Genomic DNA, 19,990 nt, shown 5'->3' with positions numbered 1-19,990 from the left:
TTTTAAAACCAGTGCCCTAATATAACACTGAATATGCCTTTTTGGTTATTTTTTAGTGAGTGACTGAAGTTCAGTTTTATTTGTCCAAATGGTGATTTGTAACCTAATGTAGCTCCCACGGAGCTGTAATTTACTTTTACAGCGTCTTCAAAACTGATGTCATCAGAGAGATTGGCGAAAGAAAAATTTCCGCTCAAAAATAGATTTTTATAAAATTTAAACTGAAGATCATTTGAAACAAAAACTACATTATTGGTATTAAGCTGTGCGAAATAAAAACCTGAAAAGTTTTTGAAATTCATAATATTTTGTTCAAATATTCCTCCTAATCTGTATTGATAATATTCTGGGAGATTGTCTCCGATGGTAATACCTCCATAAAGATTAAGGTGGTAGCTTAGTTGTTTTGTAATGGGAAGATTGATTTTTACATCGGCTTTTACTTGAATAAGTCTTTTTTCAACTTCAGATTTCATTAAGTCTATAACCTTTCCTTCAGCATAAAGGTAAAAGCCTTTGGTAGGGAAGTCGCGGTCATTTTGAGTGTCACTTTTCACAAAGACGTAAGGGTTTAAAAAGCGGTTGTATCGCTTGTTTAAACCGTTTATTTCGGCTTCAAAATAGTCATGGCTCATTCCTGTTCCTATTGCGAATTTATCTTTCCAAACAGATTGTATATACGCTTCATTGCGAAGCCAGTTCCATTTGTCGGTATTGATATTTAAGTTATTTTTTATATCAAAACTCATTCCTGAAGAATAGATACCAAAACCGGGAATATATCCGTTGTCTATAAAATAATTTAAATAATATCTAGGTTTATCCCCCACAACCACATCGAATGATAGATTCGAATTTTTAAATAAAAGCCTCTTAGCTGAATAATTTAATAAAAGTCCGGTTTTGAAAATTTCATCATAATGAAGTCCTACTTTCAGAAAGTGTCTTGCTTCATCTTCGGTTACATATAATTTCAGATAGTTGAAGTTGTTTTCTGTAACGATATCGTAATTAATAAAACTGTAATTATTGGTCGCTACCAATTTGTCTAGACCTTTATTGATGCTTCCATACGTCTGCATTGATGGGAGACGAAGTCCCATTTTTCCGAGAACATAGTTTTTCCCGTAAATTTTACCACCATCTATAGAAATGCTGTCAATCTTATAAACATTAGAATAAATAGGATTTACAGCCTGTCTGAGACGGCCGAACTCTCTTTTTGGTAACTGGTCTAATATTGCAGCGTATTTTAAACCTTCCACGTATCCGCTATCAAGAATTTTTTTCTTATCGTCGTAGCTTGTAGCAGTCATTCCGGTAAGATTAGGTTTAATATTGATATCGGTATGTTTATACTGTCTTCTGGTGTCTTTTTGAATGCCAAAATCTATGACTTGGTTTAGAATTGAAATAATATTATTCAAATCTTCTCTTTTAGATAAATCCTGATTTAGATCTACACCAATTACAATATCAATGCCCTTATCTTTTAGAGGTTTTGAAGGATAATTGACTGTCATTGCTCCGTCAATATAAATGCTGTCTCCAATCTTTACGGGATCCATTAATGAAGGAAATGCCGAGCTTGCCATGATAGACTGTACCAAGTCGCCGCTTTCAAATATCTGCATATTTCCGCTTTCAAGATTGGTGGCAACACACATAAAAGGAATAGGAAGTTTTGAGAAATCATTAACGCTGGAAACGTTTTTGAATAATTCTTTCAGGAGATAGACATTTTTTTGTCCAGAGCTGATTGAAGAGGGAAGGGTGATTTTTCCGTTTTTTAATGGAATAGAAAAAAGATATTTATCGACAGATTTATTGAAAAATGAACTTTCTTTTCTCGATTTTGGATCTCTGATTAAGGAATAAAAATCGGTATCCATCACAATTTTTTCAATCTCTTTACCAGAATATCCGGAAGCATACAAACCTCCCACGATGGCTCCCATACTTGTGCCGGAAATATAATCTACTTTTACGCCTAAAGAATCTAACACTTTAAGAACACCTACATGAGAAAAACCTTTTGCTCCACCTCCCGCAAGTGAGAGTCCTATTTTAGGATTTTTAGGAATTACCAAATCTTTCTTTACCTGAGACTGTATCAAAAGGAGTTGAAATATGAACAGAAAAGTAAGGAGCTTTTTCATAGTTAATCTTTTACATAAATCCGTTTTACACGTGGTGAAATGGAGGTTAATACTTCATAAGTTATGGTTTTGCAATATTCTGCAAATTCTTTAAGGCTAGGTTTTGCATTAAAAACAGTTACCGTATCACCTTCTTTTACATTGGGAATATGGTCGATATTAATCATCATCATATCCATGCAAATACTTCCGACAATAGGCGCAAAGGTTTTATTGATACCTACATTTCCAATTTGGTTTCCAATAGATCTTGGTATTCCGTCTGCATAGCCTACAGGAATAGTGGCAATTTTAGTCGGATGATCTGCTTTAAATCTTCTGCTGTAACCTACAGATTCTCCATCTTCGACTAAAGAAATTTGTGAGATCACGGTTTTAAAGCTTACTACAGAATGCAATTGTTTTTGCACTTCTTTATTTGGTGATTCTCCGAGCATCCCGATCCCAATTCTTACCATGTCATATTGATAATCGGTATAGCTTGTAATTCCTGAGGAGTTTAAAATATGTCGGATAGGAGAGTAGCCCAGTTTTTCTATTAAATAAGAAGAATTCTTTTCAAATGTTTTTAGCTGATTTAAAGTAAATTCTTTCTCAGCTGGTATATCTGCAGACGAAAGATGACTGAAAATACTTTGAACTTTTAAATTTTTATCACTTAGAATTTCACTTAACTGATCCAATTCAAAATCTTTAAAACCAAGTCTATGCATTCCGGTTTCTAATTTGATATGGATAGGATATTTTTTATCGTATCCTGATTTCTGAACTACCTGATAAAATAATTCCAAAACTCGTAAACTGTATATTTCAGGCTCCAAATTATATTCAATTACCGTTTCGTAGCTGTGTTGCTCAGGGTTCATTACAATAATAGGAACAGTAATTCCTTTTTTACGTAATTCGACACCTTCATCTACGAAGGCAACTCCTAAATAATCGATGTGGTGATGCTGAAGGAATTCTGAGATTTCATAGCTTCCTAATCCATAAGAATTTGCTTTTACCATTGCCATCATCTTTGTGGCGGGTTTAAGCAAAGATTTATGATAGTTAATATTATGAAGAAGTGCATTAAGATTAATCTCTAAAACCGTATCATGCTTTCTTAGTTCAAGCAAATCTTTTAGTTTTTCAATTTCAAACTTTCTTGCTCCTTTCAGCAAAATAATTTGATTTTCAATTTCTGTAAGATATTTACTGTCAATTAATTCTTGAGTATGAATGAAAGTATGAGTTTTAGCTTTAAATAAAGCATTGAATTTAGATATTTCGTCACCGATTAAGAAAACAGAATCAAAGTTCTGCTCGTTTACCAACTCTGAAACTTCTTCGTACAGCTCTTTCGAATTTGAATTAACTCCGACAATATCTGTTAAGACCAATGATCTTTTAGACTTTTTATATTCGTTTAAAAACTGAAGAGCAGTCTTAAGAGAGTCCAGATCAAGATTAAAAGAATCATTGATGACGATATTGTTTTTTTGTCCTTCAATGGCTTCCAATCTCATTTCAACTGCCTTTAAAGCGTTGATCTTTTCGATGATCTTTTCATTTTTAATATCCAATTCTTTTAAAACCGTTACAAGTGCCAAAGCATTCGTTAAAGTCGCTTCATCTTTTTGATGAACGGGGAAGGATATTTCTTCGTCAAAATATTTTACAATGACAATTTCGTCTTTAGAAATATTATTTTTAAAGTAAACTTCATTCGTATTTTTAAATCCGTAAGAAATTAATTTTTTACTTGAATATAGATCGTTTATCTTTTTATGGACCAATATATTATCTCCGTTATAAATGATCACTTCAGAATCTTTGAAAAGCTTTATTTTTTCATCAACCAGCTCTTCCTCAGATCTAAAATTCGCCAGGTGTGCAGTTCCGATATGCGTTAATAAACCAATTTGTGGCTGGAAGATACCTTCCAGTTTTTCCATTTCATTGGGTTTGGAAATTCCTACTTCAAAAATTCCCAGTTTGTGAGCCTCATTTATCTGTAGCAAAGAAAGAGGAAGACCGATTTGAGAATTAAAACTTTTGGGGCTTTTTACCGTTGGAAATTCGTTCCAGAGACATTGATATAACCATTCTTTTAAAATAGTTTTTCCGTTGCTTCCTGTAATTCCTATTGATCTTAAATGAGAATTTTCAAAATGATATTTGGATAATTTTTGAAGAAATTCTACCGAATTTTCGATAATGATCCACGTGATATTTTCAAACTGCTGAAAATGATGTTCAGAAATAACAATCGTAATTCCTCTGTCGATAGCTGATTCTATAAATTTTTCTCCAGAATTTTTTGAAGTATTGATGGCAATAAACGCCGTATTTTTTGTTGAATAAATAATTCGGCTATCAAAAGCAATGTTTTTAATCATTAAACTTCCGTCTCCAATAACATTTGCATTGGTGATATTTGCAATTTGATTTACTGTGTAATTCATTGGTGCCTTTCTGCTTTATTTTTTTGCCTTCCTTGGCTTGTATGCTAATTTAATTATTTTCTTTATTCAAAACTTCATCTACAAAAACTCTTCGGCTTACCGCATCATAAGCTTCTGTTTCTCCAAGTTCTACCAAATCTTTTCCTTCAGAAGTTCTCATAGAATAATTAGCCAGATTTCCTGTTCTTCTGCAAATCGCGTGTACTTTTGTTACATATTCTGCAGTCGCCATCAAATAGGGCATAGGGCCGAAAGGTCGTCCCAGAAAATCCATATCCAAACCAGCTATGACCACGCGAATTCCATTATTTGCCAAATGATTGGCTACATCAACGATACTTTCGTCAAAAAACTGTGCTTCATCAATTCCCACGACATCACAATTTGACCCCAATAAAATAATTTCATCAGGATTTTCTACCGCAGTACTGCGGATCTTGTTTTTGTTGTGCGAAACGACATCTTCATCAGAATATCTCGTATCGGTTTTAGGTTTAAAAATCTCCACATTTTGCCCCGCCATTTCTGCCCTCCTCAGTCTTCGGATCAACTCTTCGGTTTTTCCGGAAAACATTGAGCCACAAATAACTTCCATCCAACCACTTTGTTTGGAATGATTAATTGTATTTTCTAAAAACATTTGTTAAATTAGCCGTAATATTTTAACATCAAAAGTAAGCAATTTTAATAAGAATCTACAATGCAGAACATTCAAGATTTAAAGGATAAGATTTTTTTTGAATCCAAGAATATCATTGATATTTTGGACAGAATAAACAATGTTGACGAACTGATTTCTAAACATGATCTCTTGAATGATCTTGTGGAAAAAATTGCTTTTTTGAAGTTGTTGGATAAAAATCTGGGAGATTATCAACGTGAAAATTTGAATTTTTCGGATTATAGGAATGATGATTCTTCGGTTTCAAGTTATTTGGTGACCGAAGAAGAAGCAATTTTTAATAATGAACTGAACGAAATAGGAAAAGATTCTTTTTCTGAATCCGAAACTAAGTATCAAGTGGAGGAAGAGGAAGCTATTTTTAATAATCAGCTCAATGAAATTATTGAAAATGATTTCTACGAGAATATCGTCAACCTTGCCGAAGAAAATCATCCTGAAGCTAATGAAAATTTTGTTTCAGATGAGATTTCGGATCATTTAGAATTAGAAGAGGAAGCGATTTTTAATAATCAATTAAATGAAATTGATGAAGAATCAGAAAATCCTGACCATGTTTTGAGTTTTGTAGATGAAGACCGAATTCTGGAAGATTCTCAGCCAGAAAGTGATGATGATTTTAATGAAGATATTTTTAATGACTCGGTTACAGAGGAAGAAGTTGTTTTCAGCAATCAGCTCAATGAAATTATTGAAGAAGAAAACGCTAATTCTGAGAAAGGATCTTTAGAAGATCAAATAAATACCGAAGGTTTTGAAACAGAAAGCAACGAAGGTGAAATGTTGATTGAAGAAACAGAATATGTTTCAACCTTTGATCATGAAAATGATGAGATCATCACTGAGAACTCTAATGTAGAATCTATTTTAAGTGAAATTAAAAAAGACTCTGAAATTTCTGATGAAGAAAAAACTGAGTTTAAAACGGAAGATCCTGACAGAAGAAAGATTGTAGATATTGATAAACCTCAATCTGATAAAGTAACCGAAGTTCCGAGATCTGACGAAAGTTTTGAAGATCTGGATGACTATCATCAGAAACAGAAAATAAAGCTTGCTAGTATAAGAGGCTTAAAATCAATTCAAACCTTATTTGATGATGATCCTTTGGAAAGAGAAACTCCACATGAAAAAGTTGAAATCCCTGTTGTAAAAGAAGATACCGGAAGTTTAATAAAAACAAATATTCCGACTCAATTTATGGAAGCAGAAAAGCAAAGACCAGAGTTCAAACTTGATTTGAATGACAGAATTGCTTTTACAAAGGTTCTTTTTAACGGAAGCCAGACAGATTTGAATTTGTCGATTTCTGAGCTTAACAAATGTAAAGACTTAGAAGAGGCAAAAGAGTTTCTCAGCGAGCTGTATTATGACAGAAAATGGGATAAAGTAGATGAATATGCCCAAAGACTTTGGGTATTGGTAGAAAATAAATTTTTATAAATTTTGAGCGGTATTTTATATTTTGTTCCGACACCGGTCGGAAATCTTGAAGACATGACTTTCAGAGCGATTAATACGCTGAAAGAAGTAGATTATATTTTGTGTGAAGATACCCGAACTTCGGGAGTTTTATTGAAGCATTATGAGATTTCAAAACCTTTAAGGTCTTATCATCTTCATAATGAGCATCAAGCCACTGAAAAAGTAATTGCAGACCTTAAAAACGGTCAAAACATTGCCATTATTACCGATGCAGGAACCCCCGGAATTTCAGATCCCGGTTATTTATTGGCGAAAGCAGGGACGGATCATAATATTCAAATGATTTGCCTTCCTGGTGCAACGGCATTAATTCCGGCTTTGGTGGTCTCGGGTTTGCCCAATAATGAATTTCTTTTTGCTGGATTTCTTCCACCGAAAAAAGGAAGACAAACGAAGCTAAAACAGCTTGCTGAAGAGAAAAGAACAATCGTTTTATACGAAAGTCCACATAAAATAAATACGACTTTAGAACAAATCAAAGAATTTTTTGGTGAAGAGACCAGAGCGAGTTTAAGCCGTGAAATCTCGAAAAAATTTGAAGAGACTAAAAGAGGGACAATCAATGAATTAATTGAATTTTCTAAAAGCAAAACTTTAAAAGGTGAAATTGTTTTAATCGTTAATAATTCTTTAAAGTAATTTCAGTGAAAAAAATAGTTTTCATTCTTTTTTCAGGCATTTTTTCAGCACAGACCAATCAGTACAAAGAGATATTATTGTCTAAACAAGTTGGGAAAGAAGTACGCTTTTATACCAACGGTTACGGAATCATTAACGATTCTGATACCGGAAGTATCTCTATAATAGATTCTCTAGGAACTATTTCTTTTACATATCCTTATAAAAGTGAAATTCTTCGTCTTTCGAAAGATCGATTTATTTTGAAAGTAAAAGAGGGAGAATCGAACGGGAAAATGGCTTTAATTGACGGAAAAGGAAATCAGTTAATCCCATTAGACAAGTTTAAATATAAAACCTGGGAAAATAAAGACCGTTTGATTATATCAAAAGATGGAAAAGATGGTGTTTATGATTACAATGGAAAACAAATTATTCAGGATCAGGATAAAATAGAATTCGCAAACGACAGCAGATTTTTTGTTAAAAAAGATAAACTTTGGTTTATTTATAATTTTGACGGTCAACAAGTTTCTGATAGAGAATTTAAGGAAAACTTGAAGTTTTATAAGGGAAAAGTTTACTTACAAACCGGAACAAAAACAGGAGATGTGATTGATATCGATGGTAAAACGGTGAGTCAATTTTCAAATCATTATATCGAAGACATTAATGGTTATCCATTTTTAATCACGAAAAACATTGCTAAAAATAAGTATGGAATTGTAGATGAAAATGAGAAGGTTTTGGCAGAAAATATCTACGAACAGGCCTTTGTAGGCAGGAATTATATTTACCTTATTAAAGACAACAAAGTAAGCGTTTTTTCTAAAGCAGAAAGAACGGTTTTCCCTACCGAATATCATTATGTAAATCATTTGTTTAATGGTATTTTTAAAACGCTCAAAGACTCTAAAAATCCTAAAATTGCGGTTGTTAAAATTAGTGGAGAAATTATTTTGCCTAAAGAATATGATGTAGTAGAAGGTTTTAAAATAAAGAATGAAGATTATGTTTTTGTAAGCACGGATGGCGAAGAAAGACTTTTAGATAAAAACTTTGAAAGTGTTTTGGATGAAGGATTTCAGATTGAAAAAATCTTCTTTAATAATGTAATCGTTAAAAAAGACGACGTTTATTATAAGTTTTCACCACAAGATAAATCTTATACGCCCATTAAAGATATTGTTTCTATAAAACCGTTTCAATTTTATCCTGCGATCATCTGTAAAAATAAAGAAAACCTTTACGGAATGCTTGATGAAGAAGGAAAAGAGATTGTTCCTTTTATCTACGATGATATTATAAGTTTTGTTTCAGGAAATGAAGTTGTGGTACAGAAAGGAGATAAATTTGGGGTCACCAATCTTAAGAATGAACCTCTTAAAGAGGTAATTTACGATAAATATTCTGCAGACAACAAAAAGCTTACGCTTACCAAAGATAAAGAATCAGAAGTGCTTAATTTTAGTTCTTCAGAAGACAAATTGATGTTTTAGAATATCAATTTGATTTAAAACTCGCAAAAACAAAATATATATATTTGCAAACTGAATAATTTTAAACCACTCAAGTTATTTAGATTTTTTAAATAAATAATCATTATATGAAACTATTAGAAGGAAAAGTAGCGCTAATTACCGGAGCTACAAGAGGAATCGGAAAAGGAATTGCTGAAATTTTTGCTCAACAAGGTGCAAAAGTAGCATTTACATATGCCGGTTCTGTAGAAAAAGCGAAAGAATTGGAAACTGCTTTAAGTTCTGTTACTCAGATTAAAGGTTATCAGTCTGATGCATCAGATTACGATGCTGCACAAAAATTGGTAGATGATGTAATGGCTGAGTTTGGTAAAATTGATATTTTGGTAAACAATGCAGGAATTACCAAAGACAATCTTTTGATGAGAATGTCAAAAGACGATTGGGATACGATTATCAAAGTAAATTTAGATTCTGTATTCAACCTTACGAAGGCTGTAATTAAGCCAATGATGAAGGCTAAATCGGGCTCTATCATCAATATGACTTCTGTTGTGGGTGTAAAAGGAAATGCAGGACAGGCAAATTATGCTGCTTCTAAAGCTGGAGTTATCGGATTTACAAAATCTATTGCTTTGGAGTTAGGTTCAAGAAACATCCGTTGCAACGCAATCGCTCCAGGATTTATTGAAACTGAAATGACAGCTGCTTTAGACGAAAAAACAGTTCAGGGATGGAGAGAAGGAATTCCTTTGAAAAGAGGAGGACAACCAGAAGATGTAGCGAATGCTTGCGTTTTCTTTGGTAGCGAGATGTCTTCTTATATTTCCGGTCAGGTTTTAAACGTTGACGGCGGAATGTTGACGTAAGAAAATTTTATTCTAAAATATATAATCCCTTTCATAATTTTTATGAAAGGGATTTTTTTGTTATTCTGTATCGATGTAATTTCTAAGCCATACCTGAAAGTCTTTTTCCGGAGAAAGATTAATCTTTTTTCTAAAATTATAACGATTATTTTCTATTGTTTTTATTGCTTTAAAAGTATAATCTGCAATTTCTTTTGTTGTAAAACCAAGATAGACATAGGCTGCAAAGGTGAGTTCACTCGGTTTCAGATTTTCATTAAGCAGAAGCATTTTAGACTGAAATTTGGGATAAACCTCCTGAAATCTTGTGTAAAATGAAGGGCTATTATCTTTTGCAAGTTGTATAATCTCTTCAAAGGCTTCATTTACCTGTAGTTTCAGTTTATGCGTTTCCTGTTCTGTAATTTCTTTTTCTTTAATCAGTTTTTTTGTAATTTCAATAGATTCCAGATTCTTAGATTTCGTTTTTTTAAGAAGATAAATAATAATAAATACAGTCATTAAAACCAATAAAGAAATAATAATAAAAGTCGTTCTCTGAGTTTTTTTTACTTCAAGATTGTTCTTTATTTTTTCTTCTTTCATTACCTCATTTAGTGCAAAATCTCTTTCCTTCTTCATTTTGTCATCAAGTTTCTTCTGAATGTTAAGGTAAAGATCTTGATAATATTTTGCTTCTGTAATAGCTCCTTGGGAGACTTTCAACTCTGCAATTTTTTTGTATAATTCGCTCAGAATATCAGGGAAATGATGCTGATTAAAACTCTTTAAAGCCAAATCATAGAAAGCTTGAGCTTTGGGATAGTTTTTTTGAAAAGTATATAGATTTCCGAGGCCAATTAGAGATTCTATTTTGCAAGGATGTATCTTATTTTTAAAATGATTTAATGATTTGTTATAATAATATTGGGCAGAATCTGTATTATTTTTATTCAAATAATAATTTCCAAATCCTAAAGACGAACACCCTTTTTGAATATAAGCATATTTTAAGTCGATTTTTTTAAGAATTTTAGCTTCTTTCTGCAAATAATAAAGAGTAGAATCCGGCTTATTTATATTATCATAGATGTAACTCATATGAGAATAAACACTACATTCTATAAGAGCATCTGAAGTTGTTTTGTTTGCCTTGTTTTTTAAGATTTCAAGCGATTTTCTGTAATTCTTAAAAGATAGGGTATAGAGCTCGAGAAGTAGATAGTTTCCGGCTAATAATGACGAAATATTAGCTGCATGGGTTTGATCACGCTCTAAATAGGAAGAATATTGTTGTGCTTTCTTTGCATAATCAATACTTTGTTTGAAATTGGCATGATCGTAATGATAGGATGCTAAAAAATAATTGCCATACGATAAACCCTTATCATTTTTTGAAATATGAGATAATTTAATAAGTTTCTGTGTAGCTTCCAAAACTTGGTCAGATTGTCCGGACAAATGGATGGTGTTGATTTGTTTCACCAAAAAATCAACATCAGGCTGGCTTTGAGCATAAAAACAATTGCTCAAAAGAATAAAACTAAATAGATATTTGAAAGAATGGAAGTAACCCATTTAAATAATTTGGTATTATTAATTTATTAAATCTAAAAATGAACAAAATGCCCTATCCATGGGTGTTTCTGTCTTTTTTTGACGAAATATTTTTTGCACAACTATTGTGCCATTATAAAGTGATTTATTGAAAAATAAAAGGTGCCAGCCAGCTTAATTTCAATAAATTAATAAAATATAATTCTCCTTTTTTACTTAAAAATAAGAGAAGTTTGCTGTTTGCATTAAATACATCATAAGATATATGGTTTTGAAATTTGTTATAAATTAAAACCGATGCATAATAAATTATTTATTGTAATCTCAAAAACTATTGAATTTTTGATAAACGAGGAGTAGGAAAGGAGTCATATTTTATTATAAAATTAGGTTTAATAAATAAAAAATCCCCGAAGATTTTAAACTCAATAGGTTTAAAAATCTCCGGAGATTAATTTTCCTCCATCATTCGGATTCTAGTTTTTTTTGAACGGTACAAATAGAAGAAAAACTAGGAAAAAGAGCAAAATATCTACCCCTCAATTTGCCCTCTATTTAAATAAATCTTTTATTTATAGGGTTTTAGAATAAGTTTTATATTGATATTTTTATTTTATTTTCCAAAAATTTAGATAATAATTATTCATTATAAACTTGATTTTCCTGCTCCTGTACTCTTATAAAAGTCGTTCTTTTAGAAAGTTCTTTCAGGGTAGAAGCACCCACGTAAGTACAGGTAGAGCGTACTCCGCCCAAAATATCTTTCACCGTTTCTATGACTGCGCCTTTGTATGGAACTTTCACCGTTTTGCCTTCCGAAGCTCTGTATTCTGCAACACCGCCTGAATGTTTATCCATTGCTGTCTTTGAGCTCATTCCGTAAAATAGTTTGAATTTTTTACCGTTTTCTTCCACCATTTCGCCACCACTTTCATCATGACCTGCAAACATTCCACCGAGCATTACAAAATCTGCTCCGCCGCCAAAAGCTTTGGCTACATCGCCTGGAACTTTGCAGCCTCCATCGGCAATAATGTGACCCTTCAAACCATGAGCGGCATCAGAACTTTCAATAATTGCAGATAACTGCGGATAACCAACACCCGTTTTTACCCTAGTTGTACACACAGAACCGGGGCCAATACCCACTTTGATAATGTCTGCACCTGCTAAAAGAAGCTCTTCTACCATTTCTCCGGTTACCACATTGCCCGCAATAATAATTTTATCGGGAAAATTAGCTCTTGCTCTCTTCACAAATTCTACAAAATGCTCAGAATAACCATTGGCAACATCAATACAGAGAAACTCAATTTTTGGGTGGTTTTCGAGAATCGTTTTTAACTTTTCTTCATCTGCTTTTCCGGTTCCTGTGCTTAAAGCGATATATTGATAAATACTTTCGGGTTGATTATTGAGAAATTGGCTCCATTCTTCAATGGTGTAATGTTTATGAATGGCTGTAATAATATTTTCTTTGGAAAGTTCAAGAGCCATTTCAAAAGTTCCCACCGTATCCATATTGGCTGCAATGATCGGTGTACCTTTCCATTTTTTTTTGGTGTGAAGAAAGGTAAACTCTCTGTTTAAATCTACTTCTGAGCGTGATTTTAAGGTAGAACGTTTTGGTCTGAACATCACATCTTTAAAACCAAGCTTTATATCATTTTCTATTCGCATAATTTGGAAATTATTTTAAATAAAATTAGGGAAAAGATTGATAGAAAAGCTTAAAATAAATGATTTTATGGTTTATTTATGAGAGTTTTAATTTTTTCACAGATTCCACAGAGTAGTACAAAATTTTTGATGTAATCATCCTTTAAAATAAGCGTAATCTGTGAGAGAATAAATTTTTGAAAAAAAGAATTGCATCATCATATTTTGAAATATCTTACTTTTGAGTCAATGGATTTTCCTGTTACATTTCAGATTTTTGGTAAAACGATTCTTGCACATCCTGTGTTTGAAACTTTGGGAATATTTCTCGGCATGCGTTTTTATTTTTATTTGAAACGAAAATCAAAAGAAAAATTGTCTTTCAATACTTCTGCAGCAGTTCTTATCGGTGCTACAGCAGGAGCTTTGATTGGTTCAAAACTCATTGGAAATCTAGAAAATCCCTATGTTTTTTTTAATGATTTCAATTTAAAACGATTCTGGACAAATAATACCATTGTTGGCGGATTGGCTTTCGGGCTTATCGGAGTAGAACTGGCAAAAAAAATAGTAGGTCATAAAGAAAGCACCGGAGATTTGATCGTTTATCCTTTGATTTTAGCAATGATTATCGGGCGGATAGGCTGTTTTCTCACAGGAATTCATGAAGAAACTTACGGATTACCGACAGATTCTATTTTCGGAATGCATCTTGGTGATGAATATTTAAGGCATCCTGTTGCGTTGTATGAAATCGCTTTTCTTATTGTTTTGTGGATTGTTTTAACAATGATTCAGAAAAAAAATAAATATCCTTCAGGTTTTGTTTTTCAGCTGTTTATGCTGAGTTACTTTAGTTTCAGATTCTTTTTAGATTTTATCAAACCTAAAATTGATATCATCGGAAATTTGGGAACCATTCAATTGGTATGTCTTTCTGTGATTATTTATTACATTTATAAGATCAAAACATCAAAATATTAAAACATGAATATCCTCACGTTTCTGGAAGTTGGCGGTTTAGGCGGATTGGTCGCCATGATTATAGGAATAATCATCGTTGTTTCTTTAGTGGTTTCACTTATTATTTCGGGAATTGCAAAGGTAATTTATGAATGGAATAATGATAAAAAATTTACCCAGAAACATTTTTGGCAGACCATGTTGATCTCATTGCTGATCTGTGGTTTGATCAGTGGTTTTGTATGTGGAGGAATGTAATACATTGAATATTATGCCGGTAAGAAATTATACTTATTACGATTATACGATCAGTCTTTGCCCGGAATGTCTGAAAAGGGTAGGAGCTAAGATTATCATCGAAGATGAATCTGTTTTTATGACCAAAAGATGCCCCGATCATGGTTTCTTTAAGACAATGATTGCTTCTGACGTTCAATATTATAAAAACATCAGAAATTATAATAAAGCTTCTGAAATGCCTGTTCATTTCGGAACTGATGTTGAATATGGTTGTCCCTACGATTGTGGTTTGTGTGTTGATCATGAGCAGCATAGCTGTCTTTCGATTGTAGAAGTTACAGATCGCTGTAATCTGACTTGCCCGACTTGTTATGCGATGTCTTCGCCACATTACGGAAGTCACAGAAGCTTAGAGGAAATTGAGGCAATGTTTGATATCATTGTCAAAAATGAGGGACAACCCGATGTTGTACAAATCAGTGGCGGAGAACCGACGATTCATCCTGAGTTTTTTAAAATTATGGATATTGCGAAGTCCAAACCGATTAAACATTTAATGCTTAATACCAACGGAATTCGTATTGCGAATGATCCTGGTTTTGCTGAAAAATTGGCAACTTATGCTCCCGAATTTGAAATTTATCTTCAGTTTGATTCTTTTAAACCGGAAGTTTTGAAAGATTTTCGAGGGAAAGATCTTACAAATGTTCGGATGAAAGCTTTGGAAAAACTAAATGTCTTAAACCTTTCTACAACGTTGGTTATTGTCTTACAAAAAGGAAAAAATATTGATGAAATTGGAAAATTAATTGACTTTGCTTTAAAACAAAAATGCGTTCGCGGAATCACTTTTCAGCCTGTAGAAGTTGCCGGAAGAAACAGAGAAGATTCTGCACACGAAAAAATTACGTTGACGGAAGTACGACAGGAAATTTTAAACCAGTTCCCACTTTTAAATGGAGATGATATTATTCCTGTTCCGTGTAATCCGGATGCATTGGCAATGGGTTATATTTTAAAACTGGAAGGCGAAACGATTCCTTTAACACGATACATCAATCCTGCCGATTTATTGAATAATGAAACTAAAAATACCATTGTCTACGAACAGGATGAGGGTTTGCAAATGCAGCTTTTAGATATTTTCAGTACAGGAATTTCTGTTGATAAAGTACAGCCTAAAGTAAACCAATTACTTTGCTGTCTTCCAGAAGTTTCGGCTCCAAATTTAGATTATGATAATCTGTTCAGAATTATTATCATGAATTTTATGGATGCCCATGATTTTGATGTTCGCGCCGTAAAAAAATCTTGTGTTCACATTGTCAATAAAGATTTAAAAATGATCCCTTTTGAGACGATGAATCTCTTCTACAGAGATGATAAAAGTAAATATCTGGAAGAACTGAGAAAAGAGGATAAGGTTTTATTTTAAATAAAAAAAACACAGATTCTACAAATTACTCGGATGAATGTTTGTAAAATCTGTGCTGATTTGTGAGATCTGTGGGATCAATTAATTTTAAATTTTCACACCCCATAAATTTATTTTACCTCTCAGATCAAAACCTAATTTTTCATAGAGTTTCTTTGCTCCGAGATTGTTTTCAGCAACATGAAGAAAGGGTGTTTTACCATCTTCAAATATTGTATTGGAAACAAATGCGACCAACTGTTTGGCAAAGCCTTTTCCCAGATAATCTGTGTCTGTAATAACGGCGCTTACTTCCGTCATATCATTCATCTGCATTCTCTGCCCAGTTATAGTAACAAGTTTGTTATCTTTAAAAATACCGAAATATTTTCCTAATTCCGGAGTTCTGTTTTTAAAATAATGAGGATAAAACTTCCTAACAAAAGCCAATAACTCGTCATGATTTTCATCCTGAAGCTCGATGATTTCTTCGGTATAATCGAGTTCAATTTTGTTTTCTAAAATATATTGATCACAAACAAGTTGAGATATTTCTGTTTTAAGTTCTCCTAAATCTGGTTTAAATCCGAAAATGAGAAAATCATCACAGATCTTTGCATAGTCTGTGATGTCATTTCCTTTTGCAACGTTTAATGAACCTCCAAAAGCGGCGACTTCAGGATTGTAAAATTTAGAATCACCGAAGTTTAAGCAAAACTTTTTGTGATATTCATTAAGTGAATGATAGACAGGGTTATCTAATTTTTCGTACATTATTCAAAATCCATTACTTCACGAAGGGTATTCATATATTCATAAGCGGTCATATCAAACTTTACCGGTACAATTGAGATATATCCGTTTGCCAAAGCTGTTTCGTCTGCATCTTCAGATTCATCCATATTGTTGAAATATCCGGTCAACCAGTAGTATTTTTTACCATGTGGATTGATTCTTTCGTCAAAACTTTCTTCCCATTTTGCATGAGCCTGCTTGCAGATTTTCACGCCTTTTATTTCTTCTTTTAAAAGCTTAGGAATATTTACATTAAGAACAACACCTTTAGGCATTGGGTTTTCTAAAGTTTTTCTGACAATATTTTGAATGTATTCTTTTGCCTGTGTAAAATCTGCTTCCCAACTGAAGTCTAAAAGTGAAAATCCGATTGAAGGCAGACCTTCTACACCGCCTTCTACTGCTGCAGACATGGTACCAGAATAAATTACATTAATTGAAGAGTTGGCACCATGATTAATTCCCGATACTACAAGATCTGGTCTTCTGGGAAGTATTTTATCTAAAGCCATTTTCACACAGTCAACAGGAGTTCCGCTGCACGAATAATCGGTTTGTGGCCCTTCAAGCTGGACTTCTTCATAGCTTAATGTAGAGTTTATCGTGATTGCATGGCCTTTTCCGCTTTGTGGCGAGTTGGGAGCAACCACAATTACGTCTCCTATTTCATTCATAAATTCTACAAGATTTCTGATACCCGGAGCTGTAATACCGTCGTCATTTGTTACCAGAATAAGTGGTTTTTCCATAAAAATTTAATTTTAACAAAATTACTTAAAACTAATTGATAATTGTAAATAAGGTATTAAATTTGATAGTTTGTAACAGTCATTTAATAAATGCTACTTATTGGATGATTTAATAGAATTTAATAAAAATATATTACAGATTTATGTGGAAAAATTTTAAGCTAAATAAATTTCTACTCTTTATTCCATTAACAAGTCTTATGTTTTGTTTCAACTCGCCAAAAAATGACGATGAGAAAATGCAGACGATAATGGTGAGTGTTAAAAATACTCTTTCTTATTTACACTACAGCCCAAAACCGATTAACGATGCCTATTCAAAAGATGTTTACAAACATTATTTTGAAATGATTGATCCTGGGAAAAGATACTTTCTTCAGTCTGATATGAACGAATTTGCCAAGCATGAAACAAAGCTTGACGATTATATCAATCAGGGAGATCTGCAGTTTTATAAGCTTACAATTGACAGATTGTACCAAAGAGTAGATGAAATTGATAAGATTACTCAGGAAATTTTTAGCAAGCCAATTAATCTTGAAGAAGATGAAACGCTTACTTTGGAATCTAAATTGAAAAAAGTTCCTGTAGATCAAAAGGAGCAGTATAACGAGTGGAAAAAATTCATCAAATACAATATCCTTCAGGAAATTGAATCGATGAACAGCAAAGAAGAAGCTCAAAAAGAAAAGAAAGATTCTGTACAGAAGTTTAAGCTGAAAGATACCATCAAACTTGAAATTCTTTCTCCACAACAGAAGCTTACAAAAGCAACGGATGAGGTGAAAGATTTGGTAAAAGAAACATTTACCAGATTCAAAAAAAGAAAGAAAATGGATTGGTTTTCGGTGTATATGAACGCTTATACAGAAGTTTTTGATCCGCATACCAATTATTACTCTCCAAAAGATAAAGAAGATTTTGATACCCAGTTTAAAGGTAAAGTAATCGGAATCGGTGCTATTATTCAGGAGAAAAAAGGAAATCTTTATTTGGGTGCTTTAACGATCGGTGCGCCGGCTTGGAAATCTAAAAAATTGTCTGACGGCGATAAAATCTTAAAAGTAAAATCTAATCCTAAAGAAGACCACGTCAATGTCGTAGGAATGCTTTCTGATGAGGCGGTACGATTGATCAGAGGTGAAAAAGGAACTCCGGTTACTTTGACGGTTCAGAAAAAAGATAAAACGATTGTAGAAGTAACGATGATTCGTGAAGAAGTGGCTATTGAAGACACTTTTGCGAAAAGTATTATTGTAAATTCTCCAAACGGTAAAAAATACGGATTTATCAATCTTCCTAGCTTTAATGCAGATTTCGAAGATGAAAAAGGAAGAAATGCTTCTGATGACATCAAAAACGAGATCATTAAGCTGAAAGCTCAAAATATTGAAGGAATTGTTTTAGACCTTAGGAATAACGGTGGTGGTTCATTAACGGAAGTTGGAGACATCATGGGATTATTTATGAATGCAGGTCCTTACGTTCAGGTAAAAGACGGAAACGGAAAAATTCAAACGCTAAAAAATAAGCAGGAAACTCCGATCTGGACAGGTCCTTTAGTAATTATGCAGAATGAAATTTCAGCTTCGGCTTCAGAGATTTTAGCTGGTGTAATGCAGGATTACGGAAGAGCAATTATTGTAGGTTCACCTCAATCTTATGGTAAAGGAACGGTACAAACTTTCGTAGATCTAAATAGATTTTTAAATAGTGAAGACGATTTCGGATCTTTAAAACTGACGATTCAGAAGTTCTACAGAATTACCGGAGAATCTAATCAGAGAAAAGGGATTGTTTCTGACATTCAGATGAAAGACTTCTTTACTTATGCAGAAATTGGGGAAAGATATGATGATTTTGCTTTGGCTTGGGACAAAATTCCGAGTGCTACTTTCCAAAAGCTGAGCTATTTTGATGTGAAAGCTTTAGAAAAAGCGAGCAACGACAGAATGGCAAAAAATGCAAACTACCAATTGTTGCTTGAGTCTGCTCAATGGAGAGAGCAATTAGACAAAGAAGAGACCATTACTTTAAATATTAATAAGTTCAATGACTTGATGAAACACAGAAAGTCTCAAATTGAAAAGTTTAAAAAGCTTACGAAATTTGATAATGGATTAAAATTTGAAATGTATCCTGCAGAGATCGAAAGAGAGAAGAAGGATGAGGTTTTCAAGAAGAAATCTGAAATGTGGATCAAGAACCTTAGAAAAGATTCTTACCTTCAGGAAGCAATGAATATCGTTGCAGACATGAAGGCTAAAGTTTAAGATAATATTATAAAAAAGCGGCGCTAATCTTCGATTAACGCCGCTTTTTTTGTTAAGAATAGAAGAAGTTATTTAATTTCTATACAACCCACTCTTCCGCCTGCATTTCCTGTTGGCTGCGTCATAAAATCGTCTTTATCAGCATGAATGATGATTCCTTTACCGATAATGTTTTTAGACTCGTCTACACAGTCTAAACACCATTTATCAGTTTTAAAGGTCAGTTTCGCTTTTCCATCTGTTCCGGCTTCCAGATTTCCGATATCTCCCATGTGGAAGTGTTCAGATCCCCATTTTCCGTGGTCATTTTTACCGGGATTCCAATGTCCGCCTGCAGAAGTTGCATCCGGAGCAGAGCAGTCACCTTTTTCATGAATGTGTACTGCATGAGTTCCCGGCGTAAGATTCGTTACTTCGAGATTCATAACCACTTCGTTACCATTTTGAGTAAATTTTGCTGTTCCGCCAGTTTTTGTTCCACTTTTTGCTAAAACGTTGTAAGTTTTACTAGAACTGCATGATGCTGCAAATAAAGCGCAACTGGCTAATAATGTTAATTTTTGTAGTTTCATAAATTAATATTTAAAGGTTGTGATGATAATTACAGAGTAACAATC

16 protein-coding genes are annotated in these 19,990 nt (G+C 33.1%); 8 read left to right on the top strand and 8 right to left on the bottom strand.

Translation table 11 applies throughout. The features are described from left to right. Nucleotides 1–2: 2 nt before the first annotated feature. From AB671_RS14635 to AB671_RS14625, 3 genes are read right to left on the bottom strand one after another with little or no spacing between them, the layout of a single operon-like run. A complete protein-coding gene (locus AB671_RS14635) occupies nucleotides 3–2,159 on the bottom strand; it encodes a patatin-like phospholipase family protein (protein ID WP_066675960.1) in 2,157 nt (718 codons plus the stop codon). 2 nt (nucleotides 2,160–2,161) lie between these two features. Next, complete coding sequence (locus AB671_RS14630; RefSeq protein ID WP_066675958.1) at nucleotides 2,162–4,609, bottom strand: bifunctional UDP-N-acetylmuramoyl-tripeptide:D-alanyl-D-alanine ligase/alanine racemase; 2,448 nt, start codon at nucleotides 4,607–4,609, stop codon at nucleotides 2,162–2,164. Nucleotides 4,610–4,658: 49 nt separating this feature from the next. Beyond that, a complete protein-coding gene (locus AB671_RS14625; protein ID WP_066675956.1) occupies nucleotides 4,659–5,249 on the bottom strand; it encodes a thymidine kinase in 591 nt (196 codons plus the stop codon). Between the two features lie 60 nt (nucleotides 5,250–5,309). Here AB671_RS14625 and AB671_RS14620 point away from each other — a divergent pair, with 60 nt between their 5' ends. From AB671_RS14620 to fabG, 4 genes are all read left to right on the top strand, one after another. Continuing rightward, nucleotides 5,310–6,734: a hypothetical protein gene (locus AB671_RS14620; protein WP_066675954.1), complete on the top strand. Its 1,425-nt coding sequence runs from the start codon at nucleotides 5,310–5,312 to the stop codon at nucleotides 6,732–6,734. A gap of 3 nt (nucleotides 6,735–6,737) precedes the next feature. Further along, nucleotides 6,738–7,415 carry a 16S rRNA (cytidine(1402)-2'-O)-methyltransferase gene (rsmI, locus tag AB671_RS14615; protein ID WP_066675953.1) on the top strand — a complete coding sequence of 226 codons (678 nt, stop codon included), beginning with the start codon at nucleotides 6,738–6,740 and terminating at the stop codon, nucleotides 7,413–7,415. Between the two features lie 5 nt (nucleotides 7,416–7,420). Next, nucleotides 7,421–8,893: a WG repeat-containing protein gene (locus tag AB671_RS14610; protein WP_066675952.1), complete on the top strand. Its 1,473-nt coding sequence runs from the start codon at nucleotides 7,421–7,423 to the stop codon at nucleotides 8,891–8,893. A gap of 107 nt (nucleotides 8,894–9,000) precedes the next feature. After that, the gene (fabG, locus tag AB671_RS14605) at nucleotides 9,001–9,744 is read left to right on the top strand and encodes a 3-oxoacyl-[acyl-carrier-protein] reductase (protein WP_066675951.1); all 744 of its coding nucleotides are present in this window, start codon (nucleotides 9,001–9,003) and stop codon (nucleotides 9,742–9,744) included. A 60-nt stretch (nucleotides 9,745–9,804) separates the two neighbouring features. On the opposite strand, the gene AB671_RS14600 is transcribed toward fabG, so the two are convergent. Together AB671_RS14600 and AB671_RS14595 are read right to left on the bottom strand one after the other, a co-directional pair. Continuing rightward, the gene (locus tag AB671_RS14600; RefSeq protein ID WP_066675950.1) at nucleotides 9,805–11,301 is read right to left on the bottom strand and encodes a tetratricopeptide repeat protein; all 1,497 of its coding nucleotides are present in this window, start codon (nucleotides 11,299–11,301) and stop codon (nucleotides 9,805–9,807) included. A gap of 618 nt (nucleotides 11,302–11,919) precedes the next feature. After that, nucleotides 11,920–12,960, bottom strand: coding sequence for a GMP reductase (locus tag AB671_RS14595; RefSeq protein ID WP_066675948.1), 1,041 nt, complete (start codon nucleotides 12,958–12,960; stop codon nucleotides 11,920–11,922). A 228-nt stretch (nucleotides 12,961–13,188) separates the two neighbouring features. On the opposite strand from AB671_RS14595, the gene AB671_RS14590 reads away from it, so the two are divergent. Genes AB671_RS14590 through AB671_RS14580 form a run of 3 tightly spaced genes read left to right on the top strand, consistent with a single transcriptional unit; the run spans nucleotide 13,189 to nucleotide 15,577 of the window. Continuing rightward, on the top strand, nucleotides 13,189–13,923 hold the full coding sequence (locus tag AB671_RS14590) for a prolipoprotein diacylglyceryl transferase (protein ID WP_066675945.1): 735 nt from the start codon (nucleotides 13,189–13,191) through the stop codon (nucleotides 13,921–13,923). A gap of 3 nt (nucleotides 13,924–13,926) precedes the next feature. Further along, nucleotides 13,927–14,160, top strand: coding sequence for a hypothetical protein (locus tag AB671_RS14585; protein ID WP_066675943.1), 234 nt, complete (start codon nucleotides 13,927–13,929; stop codon nucleotides 14,158–14,160). 13 nt (nucleotides 14,161–14,173) lie between these two features. Then, nucleotides 14,174–15,577 carry a radical SAM protein gene (locus tag AB671_RS14580; protein ID WP_066675941.1) on the top strand — a complete coding sequence of 468 codons (1,404 nt, stop codon included), beginning with the start codon at nucleotides 14,174–14,176 and terminating at the stop codon, nucleotides 15,575–15,577. Nucleotides 15,578–15,664: 87 nt separating this feature from the next. Here the strand turns inward: AB671_RS14580 and AB671_RS14575 are convergent, their stop codons facing one another. Both AB671_RS14575 and surE read right to left on the bottom strand, forming a co-directional pair. After that, a complete protein-coding gene (locus AB671_RS14575) occupies nucleotides 15,665–16,330 on the bottom strand; it encodes a GNAT family N-acetyltransferase (protein ID WP_066675938.1) in 666 nt (221 codons plus the stop codon). Further along, nucleotides 16,330–17,100 carry a 5'/3'-nucleotidase SurE gene (gene surE / locus AB671_RS14570; protein WP_066675936.1) on the bottom strand — a complete coding sequence of 257 codons (771 nt, stop codon included), beginning with the start codon at nucleotides 17,098–17,100 and terminating at the stop codon, nucleotides 16,330–16,332. Before surE ends, AB671_RS14575 begins: the two co-directional genes overlap by 1 nt. 143 nt (nucleotides 17,101–17,243) lie before the next feature. On the opposite strand from surE, the gene AB671_RS14565 reads away from it, so the two are divergent. Continuing rightward, entirely contained in the window at nucleotides 17,244–19,373 is a 2,130-nt protein-coding gene (locus tag AB671_RS14565) for a carboxy terminal-processing peptidase (protein WP_066675931.1), read from the top strand. A 68-nt stretch (nucleotides 19,374–19,441) separates the two neighbouring features. Here AB671_RS14565 and AB671_RS14560 read toward each other — a convergent pair whose 3' ends face one another. Continuing rightward, a complete protein-coding gene (locus tag AB671_RS14560) occupies nucleotides 19,442–19,945 on the bottom strand; it encodes a superoxide dismutase family protein (RefSeq protein WP_066675929.1) in 504 nt (167 codons plus the stop codon). Between the last annotated feature and the right edge of the window lie 45 nt (nucleotides 19,946–19,990).

The sequence above is a fragment of the Chryseobacterium sp. BGARF1 genome, assembly GCF_001677955.1.
GTDB lineage: Bacteria > Bacteroidota > Bacteroidia > Flavobacteriales > Weeksellaceae > Chryseobacterium.
This window is presented reverse-complemented; position numbering and strand designations above follow the sequence as displayed.

Bases quoted from the DNA above. Each gene is read 5' to 3' on its own strand.
- AB671_RS14585 (WP_066675943.1), top strand. From the start codon at position 13,927: ATGAATATCCTCACGTTTCTGGAAGTTGGCGGTTTAGGCGGATTGGTC.
- AB671_RS14595 (WP_066675948.1), bottom strand. From the start codon at position 12,960: ATGCGAATAGAAAATGATATAAAGCTTGGTTTTAAAGATGTGATGTTC.
- AB671_RS14580 (WP_066675941.1), top strand. From the start codon at position 14,174: ATGCCGGTAAGAAATTATACTTATTACGATTATACGATCAGTCTTTGC.
- fabG (WP_066675951.1), top strand. From the start codon at position 9,001: ATGAAACTATTAGAAGGAAAAGTAGCGCTAATTACCGGAGCTACAAGA.
- AB671_RS14565 (WP_066675931.1), top strand. From the start codon at position 17,244: ATGTGGAAAAATTTTAAGCTAAATAAATTTCTACTCTTTATTCCATTA.
- surE (WP_066675936.1), bottom strand. From the start codon at position 17,100: ATGGAAAAACCACTTATTCTGGTAACAAATGACGACGGTATTACAGCT.
- AB671_RS14620 (WP_066675954.1), top strand. From the start codon at position 5,310: ATGCAGAACATTCAAGATTTAAAGGATAAGATTTTTTTTGAATCCAAG.
- AB671_RS14625 (WP_066675956.1), bottom strand. From the start codon at position 5,249: ATGTTTTTAGAAAATACAATTAATCATTCCAAACAAAGTGGTTGGATG.
- AB671_RS14635 (WP_066675960.1), bottom strand. From the start codon at position 2,159: ATGAAAAAGCTCCTTACTTTTCTGTTCATATTTCAACTCCTTTTGATA.
- AB671_RS14630 (WP_066675958.1), bottom strand. From the start codon at position 4,609: ATGAATTACACAGTAAATCAAATTGCAAATATCACCAATGCAAATGTT.
- AB671_RS14590 (WP_066675945.1), top strand. From the start codon at position 13,189: ATGGATTTTCCTGTTACATTTCAGATTTTTGGTAAAACGATTCTTGCA.
- AB671_RS14600 (WP_066675950.1), bottom strand. From the start codon at position 11,301: ATGGGTTACTTCCATTCTTTCAAATATCTATTTAGTTTTATTCTTTTG.
- AB671_RS14560 (WP_066675929.1), bottom strand. From the start codon at position 19,945: ATGAAACTACAAAAATTAACATTATTAGCCAGTTGCGCTTTATTTGCA.
- AB671_RS14575 (WP_066675938.1), bottom strand. From the start codon at position 16,330: ATGTACGAAAAATTAGATAACCCTGTCTATCATTCACTTAATGAATAT.